The organism is Pseudomonas sp. BN606, from assembly GCF_029873115.1.
In the GTDB taxonomy this organism is placed as follows: domain Bacteria; phylum Pseudomonadota; class Gammaproteobacteria; order Pseudomonadales; family Pseudomonadaceae; genus Metapseudomonas.
This window is the reverse complement of the sequence record NZ_SSOF01000039.1, coordinates 130,850-148,668: the sequence shown is the minus strand read 5'-3', so window position 1 is coordinate 148,668 and position 17,819 is coordinate 130,850. Positions and strand designations below refer to the sequence as shown.

Annotated in this window: 21 protein-coding genes; 18 read left to right on the top strand and 3 right to left on the bottom strand. The window is 66.0% G+C overall.

From position 1 onward, the window contains the following. The first annotated feature begins 283 nt into the window (after positions 1 to 283). From E8E75_RS03965 to E8E75_RS03880, 18 genes are all read left to right on the top strand, one after another. Positions 284 to 2,194 carry a cytochrome D1 domain-containing protein gene (locus tag E8E75_RS03965; RefSeq protein ID WP_153920587.1) on the top strand — a complete coding sequence of 637 codons (1,911 nt, stop codon included), beginning with the start codon at positions 284 to 286 and terminating at the stop codon, positions 2,192 to 2,194. 10 nt (positions 2,195 to 2,204) lie between these two features. Further along, positions 2,205 to 2,897, top strand: a complete 693-nt coding sequence (locus tag E8E75_RS03960; RefSeq protein ID WP_153920585.1) for an SCO family protein — start codon at positions 2,205 to 2,207, stop codon at positions 2,895 to 2,897. After that, positions 2,894 to 3,526, top strand: a complete 633-nt coding sequence (locus E8E75_RS03955; protein WP_153920583.1) for an SCO family protein — start codon at positions 2,894 to 2,896, stop codon at positions 3,524 to 3,526. The genes E8E75_RS03960 and E8E75_RS03955 overlap by 4 nt, the downstream gene beginning before the upstream one ends. 11 nt (positions 3,527 to 3,537) lie before the next feature. Then, positions 3,538 to 5,097, top strand: coding sequence for an ABC transporter substrate-binding protein (locus E8E75_RS03950; protein ID WP_153920581.1), 1,560 nt, complete (start codon positions 3,538 to 3,540; stop codon positions 5,095 to 5,097). Positions 5,098 to 5,121: 24 nt separating this feature from the next. Next, positions 5,122 to 5,757, top strand: coding sequence for a SurA N-terminal domain-containing protein (locus tag E8E75_RS03945; protein WP_153920579.1), 636 nt, complete (start codon positions 5,122 to 5,124; stop codon positions 5,755 to 5,757). A 416-nt stretch (positions 5,758 to 6,173) separates the two neighbouring features. After that, positions 6,174 to 7,862, top strand: a complete 1,689-nt coding sequence (locus tag E8E75_RS03940; protein ID WP_153920577.1) for a GspE/PulE family protein — start codon at positions 6,174 to 6,176, stop codon at positions 7,860 to 7,862. Further along, positions 7,843 to 8,634, top strand: coding sequence for a hypothetical protein (locus tag E8E75_RS03935; RefSeq protein ID WP_280358063.1), 792 nt, complete (start codon positions 7,843 to 7,845; stop codon positions 8,632 to 8,634). The genes E8E75_RS03940 and E8E75_RS03935 overlap by 20 nt, the downstream gene beginning before the upstream one ends. A gap of 1 nt (position 8,635) precedes the next feature. Then, positions 8,636 to 9,181, top strand: coding sequence for a pilus assembly protein (locus E8E75_RS03930; protein WP_120654439.1), 546 nt, complete (start codon positions 8,636 to 8,638; stop codon positions 9,179 to 9,181). Beyond that, complete coding sequence (locus E8E75_RS03925; protein ID WP_153920575.1) at positions 9,168 to 9,719, top strand: GspMb/PilO family protein; 552 nt, start codon at positions 9,168 to 9,170, stop codon at positions 9,717 to 9,719. Before E8E75_RS03930 ends, E8E75_RS03925 begins: the two co-directional genes overlap by 14 nt. A 2-nt stretch (positions 9,720 to 9,721) precedes the next feature. Further along, the gene (locus E8E75_RS03920) at positions 9,722 to 10,219 is read left to right on the top strand and encodes a secretion system X translation initiation factor (protein ID WP_153920573.1); all 498 of its coding nucleotides are present in this window, start codon (positions 9,722 to 9,724) and stop codon (positions 10,217 to 10,219) included. After that, positions 10,216 to 12,036, top strand: coding sequence for a secretin N-terminal domain-containing protein (locus E8E75_RS03915; protein ID WP_120654442.1), 1,821 nt, complete (start codon positions 10,216 to 10,218; stop codon positions 12,034 to 12,036). The genes E8E75_RS03920 and E8E75_RS03915 overlap by 4 nt, the downstream gene beginning before the upstream one ends. 3 nt (positions 12,037 to 12,039) lie before the next feature. Beyond that, the gene (locus E8E75_RS03910) at positions 12,040 to 12,510 is read left to right on the top strand and encodes a type II secretion system protein (protein WP_153920571.1); all 471 of its coding nucleotides are present in this window, start codon (positions 12,040 to 12,042) and stop codon (positions 12,508 to 12,510) included. 2 nt (positions 12,511 to 12,512) lie between these two features. Further along, a complete protein-coding gene (locus tag E8E75_RS03905; RefSeq protein ID WP_120654444.1) occupies positions 12,513 to 12,887 on the top strand; it encodes a type II secretion system protein in 375 nt (124 codons plus the stop codon). Next, positions 12,874 to 13,362: a type II secretion system protein gene (locus E8E75_RS03900; RefSeq protein WP_120654445.1), complete on the top strand. Its 489-nt coding sequence runs from the start codon at positions 12,874 to 12,876 to the stop codon at positions 13,360 to 13,362. Before E8E75_RS03905 ends, E8E75_RS03900 begins: the two co-directional genes overlap by 14 nt. Next, a complete protein-coding gene (gene csgE / locus E8E75_RS03895) occupies positions 13,359 to 13,751 on the top strand; it encodes a curli production assembly/transport protein CsgE (protein WP_153920569.1) in 393 nt (130 codons plus the stop codon). Before E8E75_RS03900 ends, csgE begins: the two co-directional genes overlap by 4 nt. Further along, positions 13,748 to 14,149 (top strand): curli assembly protein CsgF, encoded by a 402-nt coding sequence (locus E8E75_RS03890; RefSeq protein ID WP_120654447.1) that lies wholly within the window; start codon positions 13,748 to 13,750, stop codon positions 14,147 to 14,149. The genes csgE and E8E75_RS03890 overlap by 4 nt, the downstream gene beginning before the upstream one ends. A gap of 27 nt (positions 14,150 to 14,176) precedes the next feature. Continuing rightward, on the top strand, positions 14,177 to 15,022 hold the full coding sequence (locus tag E8E75_RS03885) for a CsgG/HfaB family protein (RefSeq protein ID WP_120654448.1): 846 nt from the start codon (positions 14,177 to 14,179) through the stop codon (positions 15,020 to 15,022). Between the two features lie 77 nt (positions 15,023 to 15,099). Beyond that, positions 15,100 to 15,408, top strand: coding sequence for a hypothetical protein (locus tag E8E75_RS03880; protein WP_120654449.1), 309 nt, complete (start codon positions 15,100 to 15,102; stop codon positions 15,406 to 15,408). 158 nt (positions 15,409 to 15,566) lie between these two features. On the opposite strand, the gene E8E75_RS03875 is transcribed toward E8E75_RS03880, so the two are convergent. Genes E8E75_RS03875 through E8E75_RS03865 form a run of 3 tightly spaced genes read right to left on the bottom strand, consistent with a single transcriptional unit; the run spans position 15,567 to position 17,814 of the window. Next, positions 15,567 to 15,863, bottom strand: a complete 297-nt coding sequence (locus E8E75_RS03875; RefSeq protein ID WP_153920568.1) for a hypothetical protein — start codon at positions 15,861 to 15,863, stop codon at positions 15,567 to 15,569. 44 nt (positions 15,864 to 15,907) lie between these two features. Next, positions 15,908 to 17,290 carry a curlin gene (locus E8E75_RS03870; protein WP_153920566.1) on the bottom strand — a complete coding sequence of 461 codons (1,383 nt, stop codon included), beginning with the start codon at positions 17,288 to 17,290 and terminating at the stop codon, positions 15,908 to 15,910. A 53-nt stretch (positions 17,291 to 17,343) separates the two neighbouring features. After that, the gene (locus tag E8E75_RS03865; RefSeq protein ID WP_120654452.1) at positions 17,344 to 17,814 is read right to left on the bottom strand and encodes a curlin; all 471 of its coding nucleotides are present in this window, start codon (positions 17,812 to 17,814) and stop codon (positions 17,344 to 17,346) included. Between the last annotated feature and the right edge of the window lie 5 nt (positions 17,815 to 17,819).

Below are 17,819 nucleotides of genomic sequence, written 5' to 3'. Positions count from 1 at the left end.
GCGAATGAATTCGCCCCCACAAGGGTGGCTTCCCGGGGCAGGGTGCTGCCGGCGCGAGTCACCCCTCTCCGCTTCAGGGAGAGGGGACGGGGGAGAGGGTGGCTTCAGGCAGGCTCGAACCTGCCGGGCAGCGTTCCCCCAAAAGAGGGGATATGGGTGGGGAATAATCCGGGCTCTGCCCGTCCACGACTTCACAAGTCGTTGAATCTGTTGACCTTTAACGGCTGGCACAGGCATTGCTCCTGCATCAGCACGAGGTCCAGACCAAGGGGAAGGACGCCAGATGAAAGCCCTGCACAAAGCTTCCAGCCTGCTGCTGTTCACCGGCCTGCTGGCCGTCCAGGTCCCTGCGGCCGAAGCGCCGGCTGGCGTTTCCCAGCGTCTGGTGCGCGATGGCGTCGCCATCGAGTTCGAGGCCCGGCCGCTGGGCAGCGATGGCGTGCTCACCGAAGGGATGTTTGCCGATGTCCGCTTGCGCATCTCTGATGCCACCACTGGCCAGCCGCTGGCCGGGCAGGTACCGGGGGCCTGGCTCGACCAGGCGCTGCCGGAAGGCCAGGCCGACCAGTGCAAGGTACGCATCGGCACCTACCTCAAGGGCGTGCTCAGCGCACGCCCGCTGGTGGACCTGAACAGCTACTACCTGGTGGTGATGAACAAGGATTCCGCCCTTACCGTGATCGATCCGGTGACCTCGGTGGGCGGCATCACCAGCACCCTGACTCGCGTCGCTCTCAAGCGCCCACCGATGGACTGGGCTGCCAGCGCCGACGACCGCCTGCTCTACGTTTCCATGCCCAGTGCGGGGGAAGTGGCGGTGGTGGATACCACCGAATTCAAGGTGCTGGGCAACCTGCCGGCCGGGCCCGAGCCGGTGCGCGTGGCGCTGCAGCCGGATGGCCGCTACCTCTGGGTTGGCAACAATGCCCAGCGCGGGGAGGAGGGCGGCGTGACCGTGATCGACACCCAGGCACGCAAGACCGTGGCGACCCTGGCCACCGGTGGCGGCCATCACGAAATCGCCTTCAGCGCCGACTCGCGTTTTGCCTTCGTCAGCAGTCGCGATGCCGGCCGGGTGACGGTCGTGGATGTCGCCAGCCTGAAGAAGGTGCAGGACATCGAGACCGGGCCGAGCCCGCTGTCCCTGGCCCTGTCGAACCTTTCCGGTGCGCTCTACGTGAGCGACGGCAAGGCGGGCACCGTCACCGTCATCGACGCCCGCAGCCTCAAGGTGCGCAAGGTGATCGATGCCGGCCACGGCCTGGGGCCGCTGCGCTTCACGCCGGACGGTCGCTTCGGCCTGGCGCTGAACAGCCTGAGCGACCAGGTGCTGGTGCTGGATGCCGGCAGTGACGAGATCGTCCAGCGCGCCGAGATCACCGCCGAGCCCTATCAGCTGGTGTTCACCCGCAACTACGCCTATGTGCGCGGCCTGGCGTCGCCGAAGGTGAGCATGATCAACCTGGAGTCACTGGGCAAAGACAAGCAGATCATCGTCCAGGCCTTCGAGGCAGGTCCCGCTGCCCCCAAGCTGGCCGGCGAGCTGCCACTGGCCGATGGCCTCAGCCAGGCTCGCGATGAAGGCGCCGTGTTCGTGGTCAACCCGGTGGACAACACCACCTACTTCTACATGGAAGGCATGAACGCCCCCATGACCGGCTACCTCAATCGGGGCCACACCTCCCGCGCCGCGCGGGTCATTGACCGCAGCATGCGCGAAGTCGAGCCGGGCCTGTTCAGCAGCCGGATCAAGTTGCCGGCACCGGGCAAGTTCGACCTGGCGGTGATGCTCAACCAGCCGAAGATCGCCCACTGCTTCAGCGCCGATGTGCAGCCCAACAAGGCCATGGCCGCCCAGCGCAACAAGCCGCGTGTGGAGTTCCTCATCGACCAGCCGCTGGTGACTGCGGGCGCCACCACCAAGGCGCGCTTCCGCATTCTCCAGGGCGGCGCCGACCAGCCGAAGACCGGCATTGCCGACCTGCGCGTGCGCTACTTCCAGGCGCCGGCCTCACGCCCCTACGAGGTGGCTGCAGTGGAAGTGGGCGAGGGTGTCTATGAGGCGCCGATCGAGCTGAAACAGGTCGGTGCGTATTACCTGCACGTGGGCTCGTCCTCCCTGGGCATGCCCTTCGGCTCGCAACCCTATGCCAGCCTGCGTGCCGTCCAGGGCCAGGCACGGACCAACCCGTAAGGAGCACACCATGGAACCGTTGAAAACTGGCATCGCTGCCGCGCTGGTCACCCTGGGTCTCGTTGCCGGCCCTGTTCTGGCGGACCACCGTCAGGAAGAACATGCCGCTCATATGGCCCAGATGGTCGCCGACCCGCATGCGCAGCACCAGGGGCACGCCAGTTCGCAGGCGGGCGCCCAGGTGGTCTTCGCCGATGTGCCGCTGCTGGACCAGGATGGCCGCGAGTTGCGCCTGAAGGACGACCTGGTCGGCGACCGCATCGTCGTCATGGGCTTCGTGTACACCAGCTGTACCACGGTCTGCCCGGTGATCTCGGCGATCATGCAGAAGCTTCAGAAACAACTGGGCGAGCGCGCCGGTCGCGACGTTCAGCTGATTTCCCTCAGCATCGACCCGCTGCGCGACACCCCTGAACGTCTCCACGAATATGCCGGCCGCTTCGACGCGGGTGGGGGCTGGCGCTGGGTCACCGGCACCAGCGAGGCCGTGACCGACACCCTCAGGGGCCTCGGCACCTGGACCGCGAACTACCAGGACCACCCGCCGCTGATCATGGTGGGCGATGGCCGCACCCAGCAGTGGACCCGTTTCTACGGCTTCACCGATCCCGCCGTGCTGATGGCGCGGGTCGACGAGCTCAGCGCCGCCCGCGAACACGGCGGCCGCAGCCATGACGCCCTTGCCCAGGAGACCCACCCATGAAGCGCCTGCTCCCGCTCGTCCTGGCCATGGCCCTGGCCAACGTCGCCAACGCCCACGAAGGCCACGAGAACCATGAAGCCGCCCCGGCCTCCAATGCCCCCGCTGCCCAGCCCCTGAAGGCCGGTGGCACGACGGACGCCCAGACCTATTTCACCGATACGCTCTTGCGCGACCAGAACGGCCAGGAAGTGCGCTTCTACAGCGACGTACTGAAGGGCAGGCTGGTGATGCTCAACGTGATCTTCACCCACTGCAATGACGCCTGCCCGCTGATCACCCGCAAGCTCAAGGAAGTGCGCGAAGCCATGGGCGAAGACCTGTCGAAGCAGGTGTATTTCATCTCACTTTCCAGCGATGCCGAGAACGACACTCCGGCAGTGCTCAAGGCCTTCGCCGCCAAGCACGGCGTGGATTCGCCCAACTGGATCTTCCTGACCGGCGACAAGGCCAACATGGACCTGGTGCTGGCACGCCTGGGGCAACTGGGTGAAAGCCCGGAGGCCCATTCGACCCTGCTGATCGCCGGCGATGTACCGAACAAGCGCTGGAGCAAGATCCGCCCCGACGCGCCGGTGAATGCCATCGCCCAGCGCTTGCAACTGATGACTATGCCCGTGGCCGGGCGTTGAGGGCCGCAGCCATGTGGCGCGCCCTGCTGCTGGTCATGCTGATCGCCCAGGCGGGCCTGGCCGTTGCGCTGGAACTCAGCCCTGAGGAAGCGGCGGGTCGGCGCATCTACCTGGAGGGCATGGGCTCGGCCAATGGCGAGATCAGCGCGCGGGTCGGTGCCGGCGATACCCTGGTGCCGGCGGCGGTGATGCCCTGTGCCAACTGTCACGGCGCCGATGGCCGCGGGCGCCCGGAAGGCGGTGTGCGCCCACCGGATATCACCTGGCGGCGCCTTTCCCTGCCTTATGGCCAGCGGCAATCCAACGGCCGCAACCATGGGGCCTACGACGAGGGCGCATTGGCCCGCGCGGTGGGCGAGGGCCGCGACCCCGCCGGCAACCGCCTCGACCCGGCCATGCCGCGCTTCGTCATGTCCCTGCGTGACATGGCCAATCTCACCGCCTATCTCAAGCGGTTGGAAGATGACCACGATCCCGGTGTGCAGGAGGCCGAGCTGCGCCTGGGGACACTGCTGCCAACGCAGGGGCCCCTGGCCGAGCTGGGGCGCACGGTGGAGGCGGTGTTGCGCGGTGCCCTGGCGCAGGTCAACGAGGCGGGCGGCATCCATGGCCGGCGGTTGTCGCTGGTGGTGCTTGACCCCGGCATGGACCGGCAAAGCACACAAAGGGCGCTGGAGAAGTTGCTCGCCGAGGATCAGGTCTTCGCTTTGCTGGCACCCCTGGTGCCGGCGCTGGATGGCGACCTTTCCGAGTCGATCGGCAAGGCTGGCGTACCGCTGGTGGGGCCACTGGCCCTGTTCGATGAAGCTGGAAGCAATCCGCTGGTTTTCAATGCCCTGCCGGGCCTGCGCGAGCAGCTTTTCGCCCTGGCGGGTTACGCCAGCAGCGACCTCGGCCTGGAGCAGTCGGAAGCCCTGGTGGTCTACCCCGGGGAGGCCCGGCAGCAGGGCTTGGCAGAATCCCTGGCCCTGCGCCTGATGGACCAGGGGTGGTCGCGGGTACGCCTGCTGGGCTACGACGCCGAAAACGGCAGTAGTGCCCTCAGCTCCGCAGCCAGGGGGGCGCAGGGTGTGTTCTTCCTCGGCCAGTCGGAGGACTTCGCCCGGCTCGCCGACCGGCTCCAGGCAGACGACCTTTCGCCCTACCTGTTCGCCGCCTCGGCGCAGGTTGCCAGCAGCGCCCTGCGCATTCCGCCGCGTTTCTCCGAACGGGTGTTCCTCGCCTATCCATTCATGCCCGCCGACTGGACCCCGGAAGGCGAGGCAGCGCTGCTGGCGATTCGTCGCAGCCAGGGATTGGGCGGTCAGCACGCGGCATTGCAGGTGGGCGCCTACTGCGCCGCCATGCTGGTCAGCGAGGGGTTGAAGCGCGCGGGTCGGGACGCCAGCCGGAAGAAGCTGGTCAGCGCCCTGGAAGGCCTGCGTGGTTTCCGCACCGGCCTGACCCCGGCGCTGGATTTCGGGCCAGGGCAGCGGGTGGGCCTGGCCGGCGCGCATATCGTCACCGTCGATCTGCACGGCCAGAGCTTCCGGCCACTGGGCAAGTTCATCAAGGTGGACACGCGACTCTAAGCGTCACGAAGGGGAGGACAGGACATGCAAGGCAATCCATGGTTCGGGCTGGTCATAGGCCTGCTCACGCCCCTGGTACTGGCCGGGGAAACCGGCATTGCCGCGCGGGTCAACGGCACCGACATCAGCAACTTCCGGCTGGAGCGGCATTTTGCCGACTACCTGAAGATCCAGGGCCGCCAGGTTGGCGCCATCCGCAGCCCGGTGGCCTACAAGCGCCTGAAGCGTGAGGCGCTGCAGCAACTGATCGACAAGGAACTGCTCTGGCAGGAGGCGAGCCGACTGGGCATCAGCGTGTCGGATGAGGAAATCAGCGGCAGCCTGGCCGAAATGAAGGCCGCCTTCCCTGACACCCAGGGTTTTGCCCGCGCGTTGGACGAGGCCGGTTTCGACGAGGCCTCGTATCGCGATTACCTGCGCCACGAGCTGGTCGCCAGCCGCGTCCTCGACGAAATCGCCCATGTGGACCCGCCCAGTGACGCCGATGTGCGCGTCGCCTTCGAGAGCCTGAAACCGCAGATCGACCCGGGCATGGAAGAAGCGCGCGCCCTGGCTTTGGTGCGCCAATACATCATTGGCCAACGCGTAGCCCAGGGCCGCGAGCTGGCGCTGGAGAAATTGCGCGAGAAGGGCAGGGTGGAAGTGCTGGTGGCGTTGTAGGTCGGCGATCCGCAGGGCCTGCTTTTCTGTGGGGGCGAATTCATTCGCGGCGGAAGCCGCAGGGCTCCCCAATGATGTGCCGCACGGAGGAGCCACCCTCACCCTCTCCCGGAGGGAGAGGGGGCTATCCGTGCAGCTCGCAGTCCCGCTTTTCTGTGGGAGCGAATTCATTCGCGAAGGAGCCGGCAGGGATCCCGCGAAAGGCCATCCCCCACTTCTGGGGATAGCCACTGGCCAACATCGGCCATTCCCCCGGTTTTGGGGGAACCCCCGATGGCGGGTAAACCACCCCCATTGCAAATCAGCGACTTAGAAGCCTCTCCAGCGAGCAAATCGGCTGGCACGATGCGTGCGTATGTCCAGGCAAAGGCGGATTCCGGCAAGACCGGACCGCCATGGCCCCTGGAGGTACAACCATGGACAGCCAGCTCCTGACGCAGCCTGTACCGGAGCGTTTCGATACCGAACTGATGCGCGCCGCGCGCAAACGTTCGGACGAGCTGGGGCATCGTCTGGTGGATGCCCTGGACGAGCTGGCCAACCTGGCGCCGGATGCCTTCGCCCGGCACCTGGGCAGCACCCTGCATTACCCGGTGCTGGCCTTCGAGGCCCTCAGCCGCGGCACACCTTGTTTCGAACGGATTCCCCTGGCACTGGCCCTGAAGCGCGAGTTCGTGCTGCTGGAGCTGGACGGCGAAACCCTTGGCGTGTTCGCCGACCCCTTCGACGAGTCGCGGCTGGCCTGGATCGAGGAGCAACGCCAGGGCGCGCAACTGCACCTGGTGCATCCCCGCGAGCTGGCCGCCTTCCTCGAACGCCACGAGGAAAGCTTCCACGCCGTCGACTCCCTGCAGGCCGGTGCCGGCACCGTGCAGGAAAGCGAGTCTTTTGAAACCCTCTCCCTGGCCCGCATCAGCGAAGACGCCAGCGTGGTGGTGAAGCTGGTCAACTCCACTCTCTATGACGCGCTCAAGCTGCATGCCAGCGATATCCACCTGGGCATGACCGGCAACGGCCTGTCCATCAAGTACCGCATCGACGGCGTGCTGGGTGGCGGCAGCCGCGTGCCCGGCATGGAGCTGGCAGAGCAGGTCATCTCGCGGGTGAAGGTGATGGCCGAGCTGGACATCGGCGAGAAGCGCGTGCCCCAGGACGGGCGCTTCAAGATCGGCATCAATGGCCGGCAGATCGACTTCCGCGTCTCCATCATGCCGAGCATCTTCGGCGAGGATGCGGTGTTGCGGGTACTCGACAAGCAGGACCTGGCCGACCAGGTCAACGGCGTGCGCCTGGAGGCCCTGGGCTTCGAGGACGGCACCCTGCGCAGTCTGCGCCGGCTGGCCTCCGAGCCCTACGGCATGGTGCTGGTCACCGGCCCCACCGGCAGCGGCAAGACCACCACGCTGTACGCGATGATCACCGAGATCAACCACGGCGTGGACAAGATCATCACCATCGAAGACCCGGTGGAGTACCAGCTTCCCGGCGTGCTGCAGATCCCGGTGAACGAGAAGAAGGGCCTCACCTTCGCCCGTGGCCTGCGCTCCATCCTGCGCCACGACCCGGACAAGATCATGGTCGGCGAGATCCGCGACCCCGACACCGCACAGATCGCCGTGCAGTCGGCGCTGACCGGTCACCTGGTGTTCACCACCATCCACGCCAATAACGTGTTCGACGTGATCGGCCGCTTCAGTCAGATGGAAGTGGACCCCTACAGCTTCGTCTCCGCCCTTAACGCGGTGCTGGCCCAGCGCCTGATCCGCCTGGCCTGCCCGAGCTGCGCCGAGGTCGTGCAACCGGGCGAGGAAGAGCTGCTGGCCTCGGGCATCGACCCCGCCAGCGCGCACCAGTACCGCTTCATCAGCTGCCCGGGCTGCGGGCGATGCCGGGGCACCGGTTATCGCGGACGGACCGCCATCGCCGAACTGCTGCGCCTGGACGATGACCTGCGCCAGCTGATCATCGAGCGCCAGCCCATCAGCCGCATCAAGGAACTGGCCGTCAAGCGCGGCCTGCGCCTGCTGCGTACCTCGGCCCTGGACCTGGTCCGTGAAGGCCGCACCACGCTGGAGGAGATCAACCGTGTCACCTTTGTGGCCTGAGACCTACATCGCCGTGCTCGGGCCCCGCAGCGTGGGCCTGTTCCGGTGCCGTGACCGCCAGTGGCTCGGCAGCACCGCCTTCGACACCGTCGGCGGCCTGTCCTGGCCCTCCGCCGTGGCGGCACTGGAAACCCTGCTGGCCGGGCGCAAGCCGGAGCGGGCAATGCTCAAGGTGCTGCTGGCCAGCCACTACACGCGCTTCTGCCTGGTGCCCTGGAGCGAAGCCATCAACACCCCCGAGGAGCTGGCCGGTTACGCGCGCCTCTGCTTCGAAGACATCTACGGCACCCTGGGCGAAGGCTGGAACCTGAGTCTGGCGCCAGAAGCCGCCGGCCAGCCGCGCCTGGCCGCCGCCATGCCGGAGGAGCTGCTGACCCAGCTGCGCAGCCTGGCCAAGGCCAGTGGCCTGCGACTCGCGTCGGTGCAGCCCTATCTGGTCGCCGCCTTCAACCGCTACCGCGCCGCGCTGTCGATGGACGACTTTCTCTTCCTGGTGGCCGAACCCGGTCGCGGCAGCCTGCTGCTGGCGCGCGACGGTCGCTGGGCCACCGTGCGTTCGGTGACGCTGGACGAAAGCGACGTGGCGCTGAATGACCTGATCGCCCGCGAAGGCGAACTCCGTGGCCTGGAGCAGGGCGCTCCGGCTGCCTTCTTCCTGCATGCACCAGGACGCACTGGCCAGTTCGCCACTGACGTCGCCCGTCTGGATTCCATGCTGCCAGACGGGCAGTACCAGGACCCCTTGCACGCCATGGCGATGACGGTGAGCTGAAATGCGCCAGATCGATCTCGACTTCCAGCACAAACCTGTTTCCAGCGTCCCCGGCTGGCTGCTGCTCGGCGGCGGGATGCTGATGTCAGTGCTGATGCTCGCTGCGCACCAGGACATTGGCGCCGAGACCGATGCACGCACTGCCGAATTGCAACGCGTCGATCAGCAATTGCAGAAACGCGGCCTGCGCCAAGCACCGCTTTCGGCCGGAGAAGAGAAGGCCCGCGCCGCCAGCGTGGCGGAGCTGCGGCGCATCACTGCACAGATGAACCTGCCGTGGGATGGCCTGTTCGCCATGCTCGAAGGGCAGTCGCGCAAGGACATCGCTTTGCTGTCCCTGACTCCCGATGCCCGCAAGGGCCAGCTGCGCATCTCCGCCGAGGCGCGCGACCTGCCGGCCATGCTGGCCTTCCACCGGGAACTGGAAGCCAGCGACGCGCTGAGCGATGTCTCGCTGCTCAACCACGAAATGGTCACCGAGCAGGCCGAGCGGCCCATTCGCTTCAACTTGCTGGCGAACTGGGGGGTGAAGGATGCGCGTCCCTAGGCTGATCCTCATCGAACAGACCCGGCGCCTCGGTTGGCCGGGTCTGGCCGGCGGCACACTGCTGGCCCTGGCCCTGGGCTATGCCCTGCTGGGGCTGCTGCCAGCGCGCCAGGCGTTGGCCAACCTGGATCTCCAACTGGCTGCGGATCGCGAGCAACTGTCGGCTGCCGCCAGCGTCGTTTCCAGCAAGCCGACCAGTGACTCGTCGTCGGCCCAGTTGGAAGACTTCCGCCGCAACCTGCCGGCGCAACTGGACGCCACCGGCGCCATCGACCGCATCTACGCCCTGGCCAGGGAAGAGGGCATCTCACTGGCCCGTGGCGAATACGCCCTCGGACTCGATCCCAAGACCCGCCTGGCGCGCTACCAGGTACTGCTGCCAGTGCGCGGCAGCTACCCGCAACTGCGCCGTTTCCTCCATGGCCTGCAGGCACAACTGCCGGCCCTGGCCCTGGAAGAGGTGGACCTGCAACGCAAGCAGATTGCCGACTCGGAACTCGAGGGGCGTATCCGCATGACCCTGTATCTGGCGAGGTGACCATGGCACGCCGTCTGTTCTGGTTGGCATTCCTCGGCTCGGCCGCCGTTCTGGCGGTGGTCCCTGAGTTCTTCAGCGAGCAGGCCGAACCCATGGCCATGCCGCGCCCACCACGCCTGGCGGCAACGCCCGAGACCGCCGCGCAGGTGCCTGCGCCAGTGGCGTCGGCGCTGTCCGGGGTCGCGGTACCGGCGGCGGACCTGTTCGCTGTGCAGAGCTGGTATGTGGCACCCCCGCCGCCTCCGGCGATGGCCTCCGTGGCGTCACCCCCGCCACCGAAGCCAACCGCGCCGCCATTGCCGTTCAAGTTCATCGGCAAGATGGATGACCGCCAGCAAATGCAGGTTTTCCTGATGCGCGGCGAGCAAGTGCTGGTGGTGCGTGAAGGCGACCTGATCGACAAGACCTACAAGGTCCAGCGCATCGATCCCGAGCGCATGACGCTGGTCTACCTGCCCCTGGACATCGCCCAGACCCTGGTCGTGGGGAGTTCGCTATGAGCCGCCTGACCTGCTGCCTGGCACTGGTGCTACTCGCCGGTTGCGCCACCAATCTGGCCCAACGTGAAGGGCTGGATCTGATCGATGCCGGCCAGTTCGAGGAAGGCCTGGCCAAGCTGGAGCAGACGGCGCGCGAGTCGCCCCGCGATGTCGGCGCGCAGATGGCCCTGACCACCCAGCGCGAGCGCGCAGTGAAGGCGTTGCTCAGCAACGGTGACCTCGCACGCAGCCAGCGTGACTTCGCCACCGCACGCCTGAACTACGAGCGCGTACTGCGCATCGAGAGCCACAACCAGCGGGCGCTGGACGGCCTGCACATGATCGAGCAACAGCGCAACATCCAGGACATGCTGCGCCAGGGCCAGACCGACCTGCGCCGGGGTGATGTGGTCGGCGCCTCGCGCCAGGTGCGCGGCATTTTCGCCCTGGACCCCGAGCATGAAGGCGCCCGCGAATTGAAACGCAGCATCGAAGTGGTCCAGGCCCGCTCCGCCGTGCCCTATCCGCAGCTGCGTTCGCGACTGGACCGGCCAGTGACCCTGGAGTTTCGCGACGCCAACCTCAAGGTGATCTTCGAAGTGCTGGCGCAGACCTCGGGACTGAACTTCATCTTCGACAAGGATGTGCGCCCGGACCTCAAGGCCACCATCTTCGTCCGCGAGGTGCCGATCGAGGATGCGGTGGAACTGCTGCTGCAACAGAACCAGCTGCACCAGCGCGTGGTGAACGACAACACCATCGTCGTCTACCCCGACTCGCCGCAGAAGCTGAAGGATTACCAGGACCTGGTGATGCGCACCTTCTACCTGACCAATACCGACGCGGCGACGGCGATGAACCTGGTCAAGACGCTGTTGAAAACCCGCGACGTGTTCATCGACGAGCGCCTCAACACCCTGACCATGCGCGATACGCCGGACGCTGTGCGCATGGCGGAAAAACTCTTCCAGGCCCAGGACCAGTCCAACCCCGAGGTGGTGCTGGAAGTGGAAGTGATGGAGGTATCGCGCAAGCGCATCCTCGACCTCGGCCTGCAATGGCCCAACACCTTCGGTGTGATCAACGACGACGGCTCGCCGGTGACCATTCTCGACCAGCTCAAGGGCATCGATTCCGGTCGCATCAGCATCTCGCCGTCGCCGCAGCTGAAGATCAACGCCCAGGACAACGACGTGAACACCCTGGCCAGCCCGGTGATCCGCGTCAGCAACCGCGAGCAGGCCCGCGTCCATATCGGTCAGCGGGTACCCATCGTCAGCGCCACGTCGGTGCCTTCCACCCAGGGCCCGGTAATCACCGAGAGCATCACCTACCTGGACGTCGGCCTGAAGCTGGAGGTACAGCCCACGGTGCACCTGAACAACGAGGTGGCCATCAAGATCGCCCTGGAGGTAAGCAACGCCACTCCACTGACCCCGACCCAGGCGGGCACCATCCCGGTCCAGGTGGACACTCGCAACGCCCAGACCACTCTGCGCCTGCGTGACGGCGAAACTCAGGTCCTGGCGGGCCTGGTGCGCAACGACCAGTCCAACAGCGGCAACAAGATTCCGGGCCTCGGCGACATTCCCGGCATCGGCCGGCTGTTCGGCAGCAACAACGACCAGCTCGCCAAGTCCGAGCTGGTGCTCTCCATCACCCCGCGCATCGTGCGCAACCTGCCTTACCAGAGCCCCTACGACATGGAGTTCCCGTCGGGCACCGAGAGCAGCATGCGCGTGCCGACGGTGCGCGGCCCGGTGGAAGCCCTTGGCGTCGATTTGCCCGATGCACCGGCGGTGGTGGTCAGCCCCGCTCCCATCAGTGGGAGGCCCTGAACCATGCAACGCCAGGCTGCCTTCTCGCTGATCGAACTGGTGATCGCCATGGCCATTCTCGGCCTGCTTGCCGGCATGGCCGCGCCGCTGGCCGAAACCGTGATCCAGCGTGGCAAGGAACAGGCACTCAAGGCCGCCCTCTACGAGATCCGCGACGCCATCGATGCCTACAAGCTGGCCGCGGACGCCGGGCATATCGAGAAATCCGCCGCCAGCTCCGGTTACCCGGCGTCGCTTTCGGTACTGGTGGAAGGGGTGCGTGACCTGCGCAGCATCAAGGGCGAGCGCATCTACTTCCTGCGCCGCATTCCACGCGATCCTTTCGCCGACACCCGCCTGGAGCCCGAGGAAAACTGGGGCCTGCGCGCCTATACCAGCCCGGCGAACGACCCGCGGCCCGGCGTGGACGTGTTCGACGTCTATTCCTTGTCCTCCGGCCGTGGACTCAATGGCACGCTTTACCGGGAGTGGTGACGATGACTCGGCAGAAGGGCTTCACCCTCATCGAACTGCTGGTGGTCATGGCCATCATCGCCACGCTGATGACCATTGCCGTGCCGCGCTATTTCTCCAGCCTGGAGAACTCCAAGGAGACCACCCTGCGCCAGAGCCTCTCGGTCATGCGCGAGGCCCTGGACCAGTTCTACGGCGATACCGGGCGCTATCCTGATTCGATAGAGGAACTCGTTGCCCAGCGCTACCTGCGCGCCCTGCCACAGGACCCGATGACCGAGCGCAGCGACCTGTGGGTGGTACTGCCTCCCCCGGAAGGCGCGCCGGGCAGCGTCTACGACGTCAAGAGCGGCGCCCCGGGCCGGGCGCGTGACGGGAGCCTCTATGCGGACTGGTGAGCAGGGTTTCACCTACCTCGGCGTGCTCTTCCTCGTGATGCTGATGGGGATGGCACTGGCCGGCGCGGGACAGCTCTGGTCCACCAGCAGCCAGCGCGCCCGCGAGCGCGACCTGCTCTGGGTCGGCAGCCAGTACGCCCAGGCCCTGCGCAGTTACTACCGCTCCTCGCCGGGGGTGGCGCAGTACCCGGCGACCCTGGAAGAGCTGCTGGAAGACAACCGTTTCCCGCAGGCCGTCAGGCACTTGAGGCAGCTCTATCCCGACCCCATCACCGGCAGCACGGACTGGGGCCTGATCCGCTCCTTCGACGGACGCATCGCCGGCATCTATAGTCAGGCCCGCCAGCGCCCGATGAAACAGGCGCACTTCCCCGCGCAATGGGTGGAGTTCGAAGGCACGGGCAGCTATGCCGACTGGCGCTTCGTCGCCGAGAAAGCCTTCATGGAGAACACGCCGGCGAGGGCCTTGCCATGAGCCGCGCACCGCTGCTGGCCGTCCTCGCTCTGTGCTGCGCCCTGGGCGCGGCGCGTGCTGATGAAGACGAGATCATGGGCTTCATCGTCGACTACACCATTTCCCACATCGGCCACGACTTCTATCGCTCCTTCAGTGAGCGCCTGCGCGACACCAGCAAGCTGGATTTCAACCTGGTGGTGCGCGAACGCCCCGATGCCCGCTGGGGCAGCCTGATCTGGGTGGAGTACGAGCAACGCGTGCTCTACCGCCAGTTTCTTCCGCCCAACACCGCAGAACTGCAACCCACTGCCTATGCAGCGGCGGACCTGGTGCTGGAGGCCATCGCCCAAACGAAGCTGCAACGCCTCCTGCAAGACACACACGACATGGAGAGGGACGAACTATGAACAAGAACAGACTTGCCCTGTGGTTGCTCGGGTTCGGCCTGGTCGGATCGGTCCAGGCTACCGAGCTGGTGTACACCCCGGTCAACCCCGCGTTCGGCGGCAACCCGCTCAATGGCACCTGGCTGTTGAACAACGCCCAGGCGCAGAACGATCACGATGACCCGGACTCCCGCTCCACGGCGACCCGGCAGAGTGCCCTGGAACGGTTCACCAGCACCCTGGAATCGCGCCTGCTGTCGCAGTTGCTGACCAATATCGAGGAGGGCAATACCGGCAGCCTCACCACCGAGTCCTTCATCATCAACATGATCGACGATGGTGGTCAGCTGACCATCGAAATCACCGATCGCGCCACCGGCGAAGTTTCGGAAGTCGTCGTCAACGGCCTGCTCCCCTAATCCAGGCATCGACAGGAAGCCACGACCATGAACAGAGTGCTGATGCTGGTCCTGCTGCTCGCCACCCTGCAAGGCTGCGGCCTTCGTCAGCCGATGTCGGCCGATACCGAAGGCCAGACGCCAACGCTGACCCCGCGCGCCTCGACCTATTACGACCTGCTGAACCTGCCACGACCCAAGGGCCGGCTGGTGGCGGCCGTGTACGGCTTCCGCGACCAGACCGGACAGTACAAGCCGACCCCGGCCAGTTCCTTCTCCACCAGCGTCACCCAGGGCGCCGCCAGCATGCTGGTTGATGCGCTGCAGGCCAGCGGCTGGTTCATGGTGCTGGAACGCGAGGGGCTGCAGAACGTGCTGACCGAACGCAAGATCATCCGTGCCTCGCAGAACAAACCCAATACGCCGGCGAACATCCAGACCCAGCTGCCGCCGTTGCAGGCCGCCAATCTGTTGCTGGAGGGCGGCATCATCGCCTACGACACCAACGTGCGCAGCGGCGGCGAAGGCGCCCGTTACCTTGGCATCGGCGCTTCCCACGAGTACCGGGTCGACCAGGTCTCGGTGAATCTGCGCGCGGTGGACGTGCGCAGCGGCACGGTTCTGGCCAACGTGATGACCACCAAGACCATCTACTCGGTGGGTCAGAGCGCCAGCGTGTTCAAGTTCATCGAGTTCAAGGAACTGCTGGAGGCCGAGGCCGGTTACACCACCAACGAACCGGCACAGCTGTGCGTGCTGTCAGCTATCGAATCCGCCGTGGCCCACCTCATTGCCCAGGGCGTGGAACGCCGGCTGTGGTCGGCGGCCGGGGACCAGCCGGTGGAACAGACCTCGCTGAAAAAGTACATGGGGGCGCAGGTCTCCATCCACTGACCCTCCGTCGCCATGGCGGAACCCGCTCCCGCGTTCGGGTGGTCAACCTTGTGTGACTACCCAGCGGGGAGCCCGCCATGACCACGCCGATTACCCGTAACACCGCCATGCGCCTGGCCAGCGAAGCCTTCGTACCCTACGGCTGCAAGGTAAGAAGCCACGAAGCGGACGACAGCTTCAGCCTCACCGTCCACGACCTGCAGGGCCAGGTAGTACTGTCCATCGAGAACATCCAGAGCACGCAGTACGCCAACCCGTTGCGGCTGGCCGGGGTGATCGGGCAGGCCCGCGCCGACCTGCAGCGCCAGGGGCGCAACCTGGACCCTTGGGCCATGCCCTTCATTCCTGATCCGGAAGTATTGCCCGAAGCACCGCCGGTCTATTGATGCCAGTGGATCTGGTGCGAGGGGCGGCTGCGCAGCCCTTCGCGAATGAATTCGCTCCCACTAGATGACCGGTGAGGCTCGATGGGCAGGTCTGTGTCCTGCTTGGCGAATGAACTCGCCCCCACAGGTAAAGCCATAGTCCCGGTTGGCGGGCCGCCCTAAAGCACGGCCCACTCCGCCTGAGCTTCCTGCTCCACGCCTTCTACCCACCATCTGAGCTGCGCTTCGACTTGCGTTCCCGGCGCAAGCTGGAGGGTGTTGGTTACCGGGCAGGTTCGGTCGGCCACACCGCTCTGGCGCGAACGGCTGCGGCCGGCGGGGCCTTGGGCGGTGACCTGGAGTTCGTAGCGGATGGCGGGCGTGGGGTTGGCGAAGCACAGGCGCACTTCGGCCTGGCCGGGGGCCAGAGGGTGCAACTGGAGGCTGGCGCTGGCCAGCAGGGCGGCGAGGAGCATGGGGAAAAGACCGCCGCCCACGAAGGGGCGGCGGCATCGGGGGACTACTGCTGGACGACGATGGCGCTGTTGCCGGTGCCGTTCTGGTCGATGATGGAGTTCTGGTTGAAGTTGCTCTGGGTGACCAGGGCCTGGTTGTCCCAGCCCACCTGGGTGACGACGGATACGTTGTTCATGTCGGCCTGGGTGATGATGGCGCTGTTGCCGCCACCGGCGCTTTGGAAGATCTGGCTCAGGTTGTCGCTGCCGGACTGGTCGACTTCGACACTGTTGCCGATACCTTCGCTGGAGCCTTCTGCCAGGTTGCCGCCTTCTCGCTGGGCGACCACCAGGGTGTTGTCGTCGCCGGTCTGGTCGAAGTACAGCTCGTTGAAGTTGCCTTCCTGGGTGAAGTTGGCGGTGTTGCCGTTGCCGTTCTGGCTCAGCTCCGCGGTCTGGTCGCTGCCGAACTGGCCGCCTTCCTGGGCGCCTTGCCAGTTGCTGGCGTAGACATTGTTGTCGTTGCCATTCTGGTCGACCGTCAGGTTTAGGTTCGTGCCTTCCTGGTAGGTCAGGCTGAGGTTGCTGTTGCCGGTCTGGGTGACGGTGCTGGTGGAGTCGGTGGCTTCGTACTGGTCGGCCCAGGCGGCGTTGGCGTCGCCGGTCTGGGTCATGGTGGCCACGTTGCCCGAACCGAAGCTCTGGTCGACGACCACTTCATTGAGGGCGCCGCCGCCCTGGTCGATGGTGGCCACGCTGCTGTCCTGTTCGGTCTGCCAGATTTCGGCGTAGCCGGTCTCGCCGCTCTGGAAGATCACCGCCTGGTTATCGTTGCTGGGACCGGTCTGATCGACGTAGCCCTCGTTATCGCTGCCCGATTGCTGGATATCGATACGGCTGCCGGTCTGGTCCACTTGCCAGGTGCCAGCCTGGTTATGGGTGCCGCTCTGGTTGATGGTGGTCGTATTGTTCGTGCCGAATGTCTGCTCGGCATCGGCGATGTTTCGCTGGTCGACCTGGGTAATGTTGACCGTGCTGGCTATCTGGCTGTCCTGGAAGCTGAACGCGTCGTTCTCGCTGCCATTCTGAGTCACGTTGGCCTGGCTGTTCTCGTTGAACCATTGCTCGCTGTGGGAGAGGTTCCATTCACCGCTCTGGGTGTGGGTGACCTGGCTTTCGGTTTCCGTGTTCTGCACCGCGGTGGAGGCGTTGTACTCGCCGTCCTGGGTCTGGGAGACGGTACCGGTTCCGTCTGCCTGGTTGGCGTAGGCATTGTTGCCATCGCCGGTCTGGAGCTGGGTAGCGGTGCTGGAGGGCGCGGCGGCCTGCTGCACTTCGGCGATGTTCTCCAGGCCACTCTGGGTCTGGGTCGATTGGCTGTCGTCGGCGAAGGCCTGGATGCTGACCAGGGCCAGGATAGCTGCGGCGAGCGGTTTGTACTGGAACATGGTGTTGCCTCCTGGGGACGGTCCCCGCGAGTCGTTGGATCGTGAGTGCGCCTTCAGTGCTGGATCACCTGCACGCTGAGGCCGTTTCCGTACTGGGTAACGCTGCTGTTCAGTCCGTCCCCGGACTGCACGATGGATGCGCTGTTGTCGGCACCGACCTGGCCGATCTCGGCCCGGTTGTTGGTGCCACTCTGGGAGATGTAGGCCTGGTTGCCCGTGCCCTGCTGGGAGATGGACGCCAGGTTCTGCACACCTTCCTGGAGGATGTAGGCCTCCTGGTCGCTGCCGTTCTGGATGATCTGTCCCAGCAACGAATGCCCGTCCTGCGTCAGCAACGCGACATTCGCGTCGCCCAGCTGGCGCACCAGGGCCTGTTGGTCCAGCGGGGCGCCTTGCGGGCTTGCGAGGTCGGTGTTGCCGCCGGCCAGGTCGAAGTTGTCCATCAGGTCCGCCGCCTGCGGCACGCCACTTCCGAGCCCGAGGACCAGGAGGAGGACGGTGCGCGACAGGACGGCGGCGTTCATGGCCA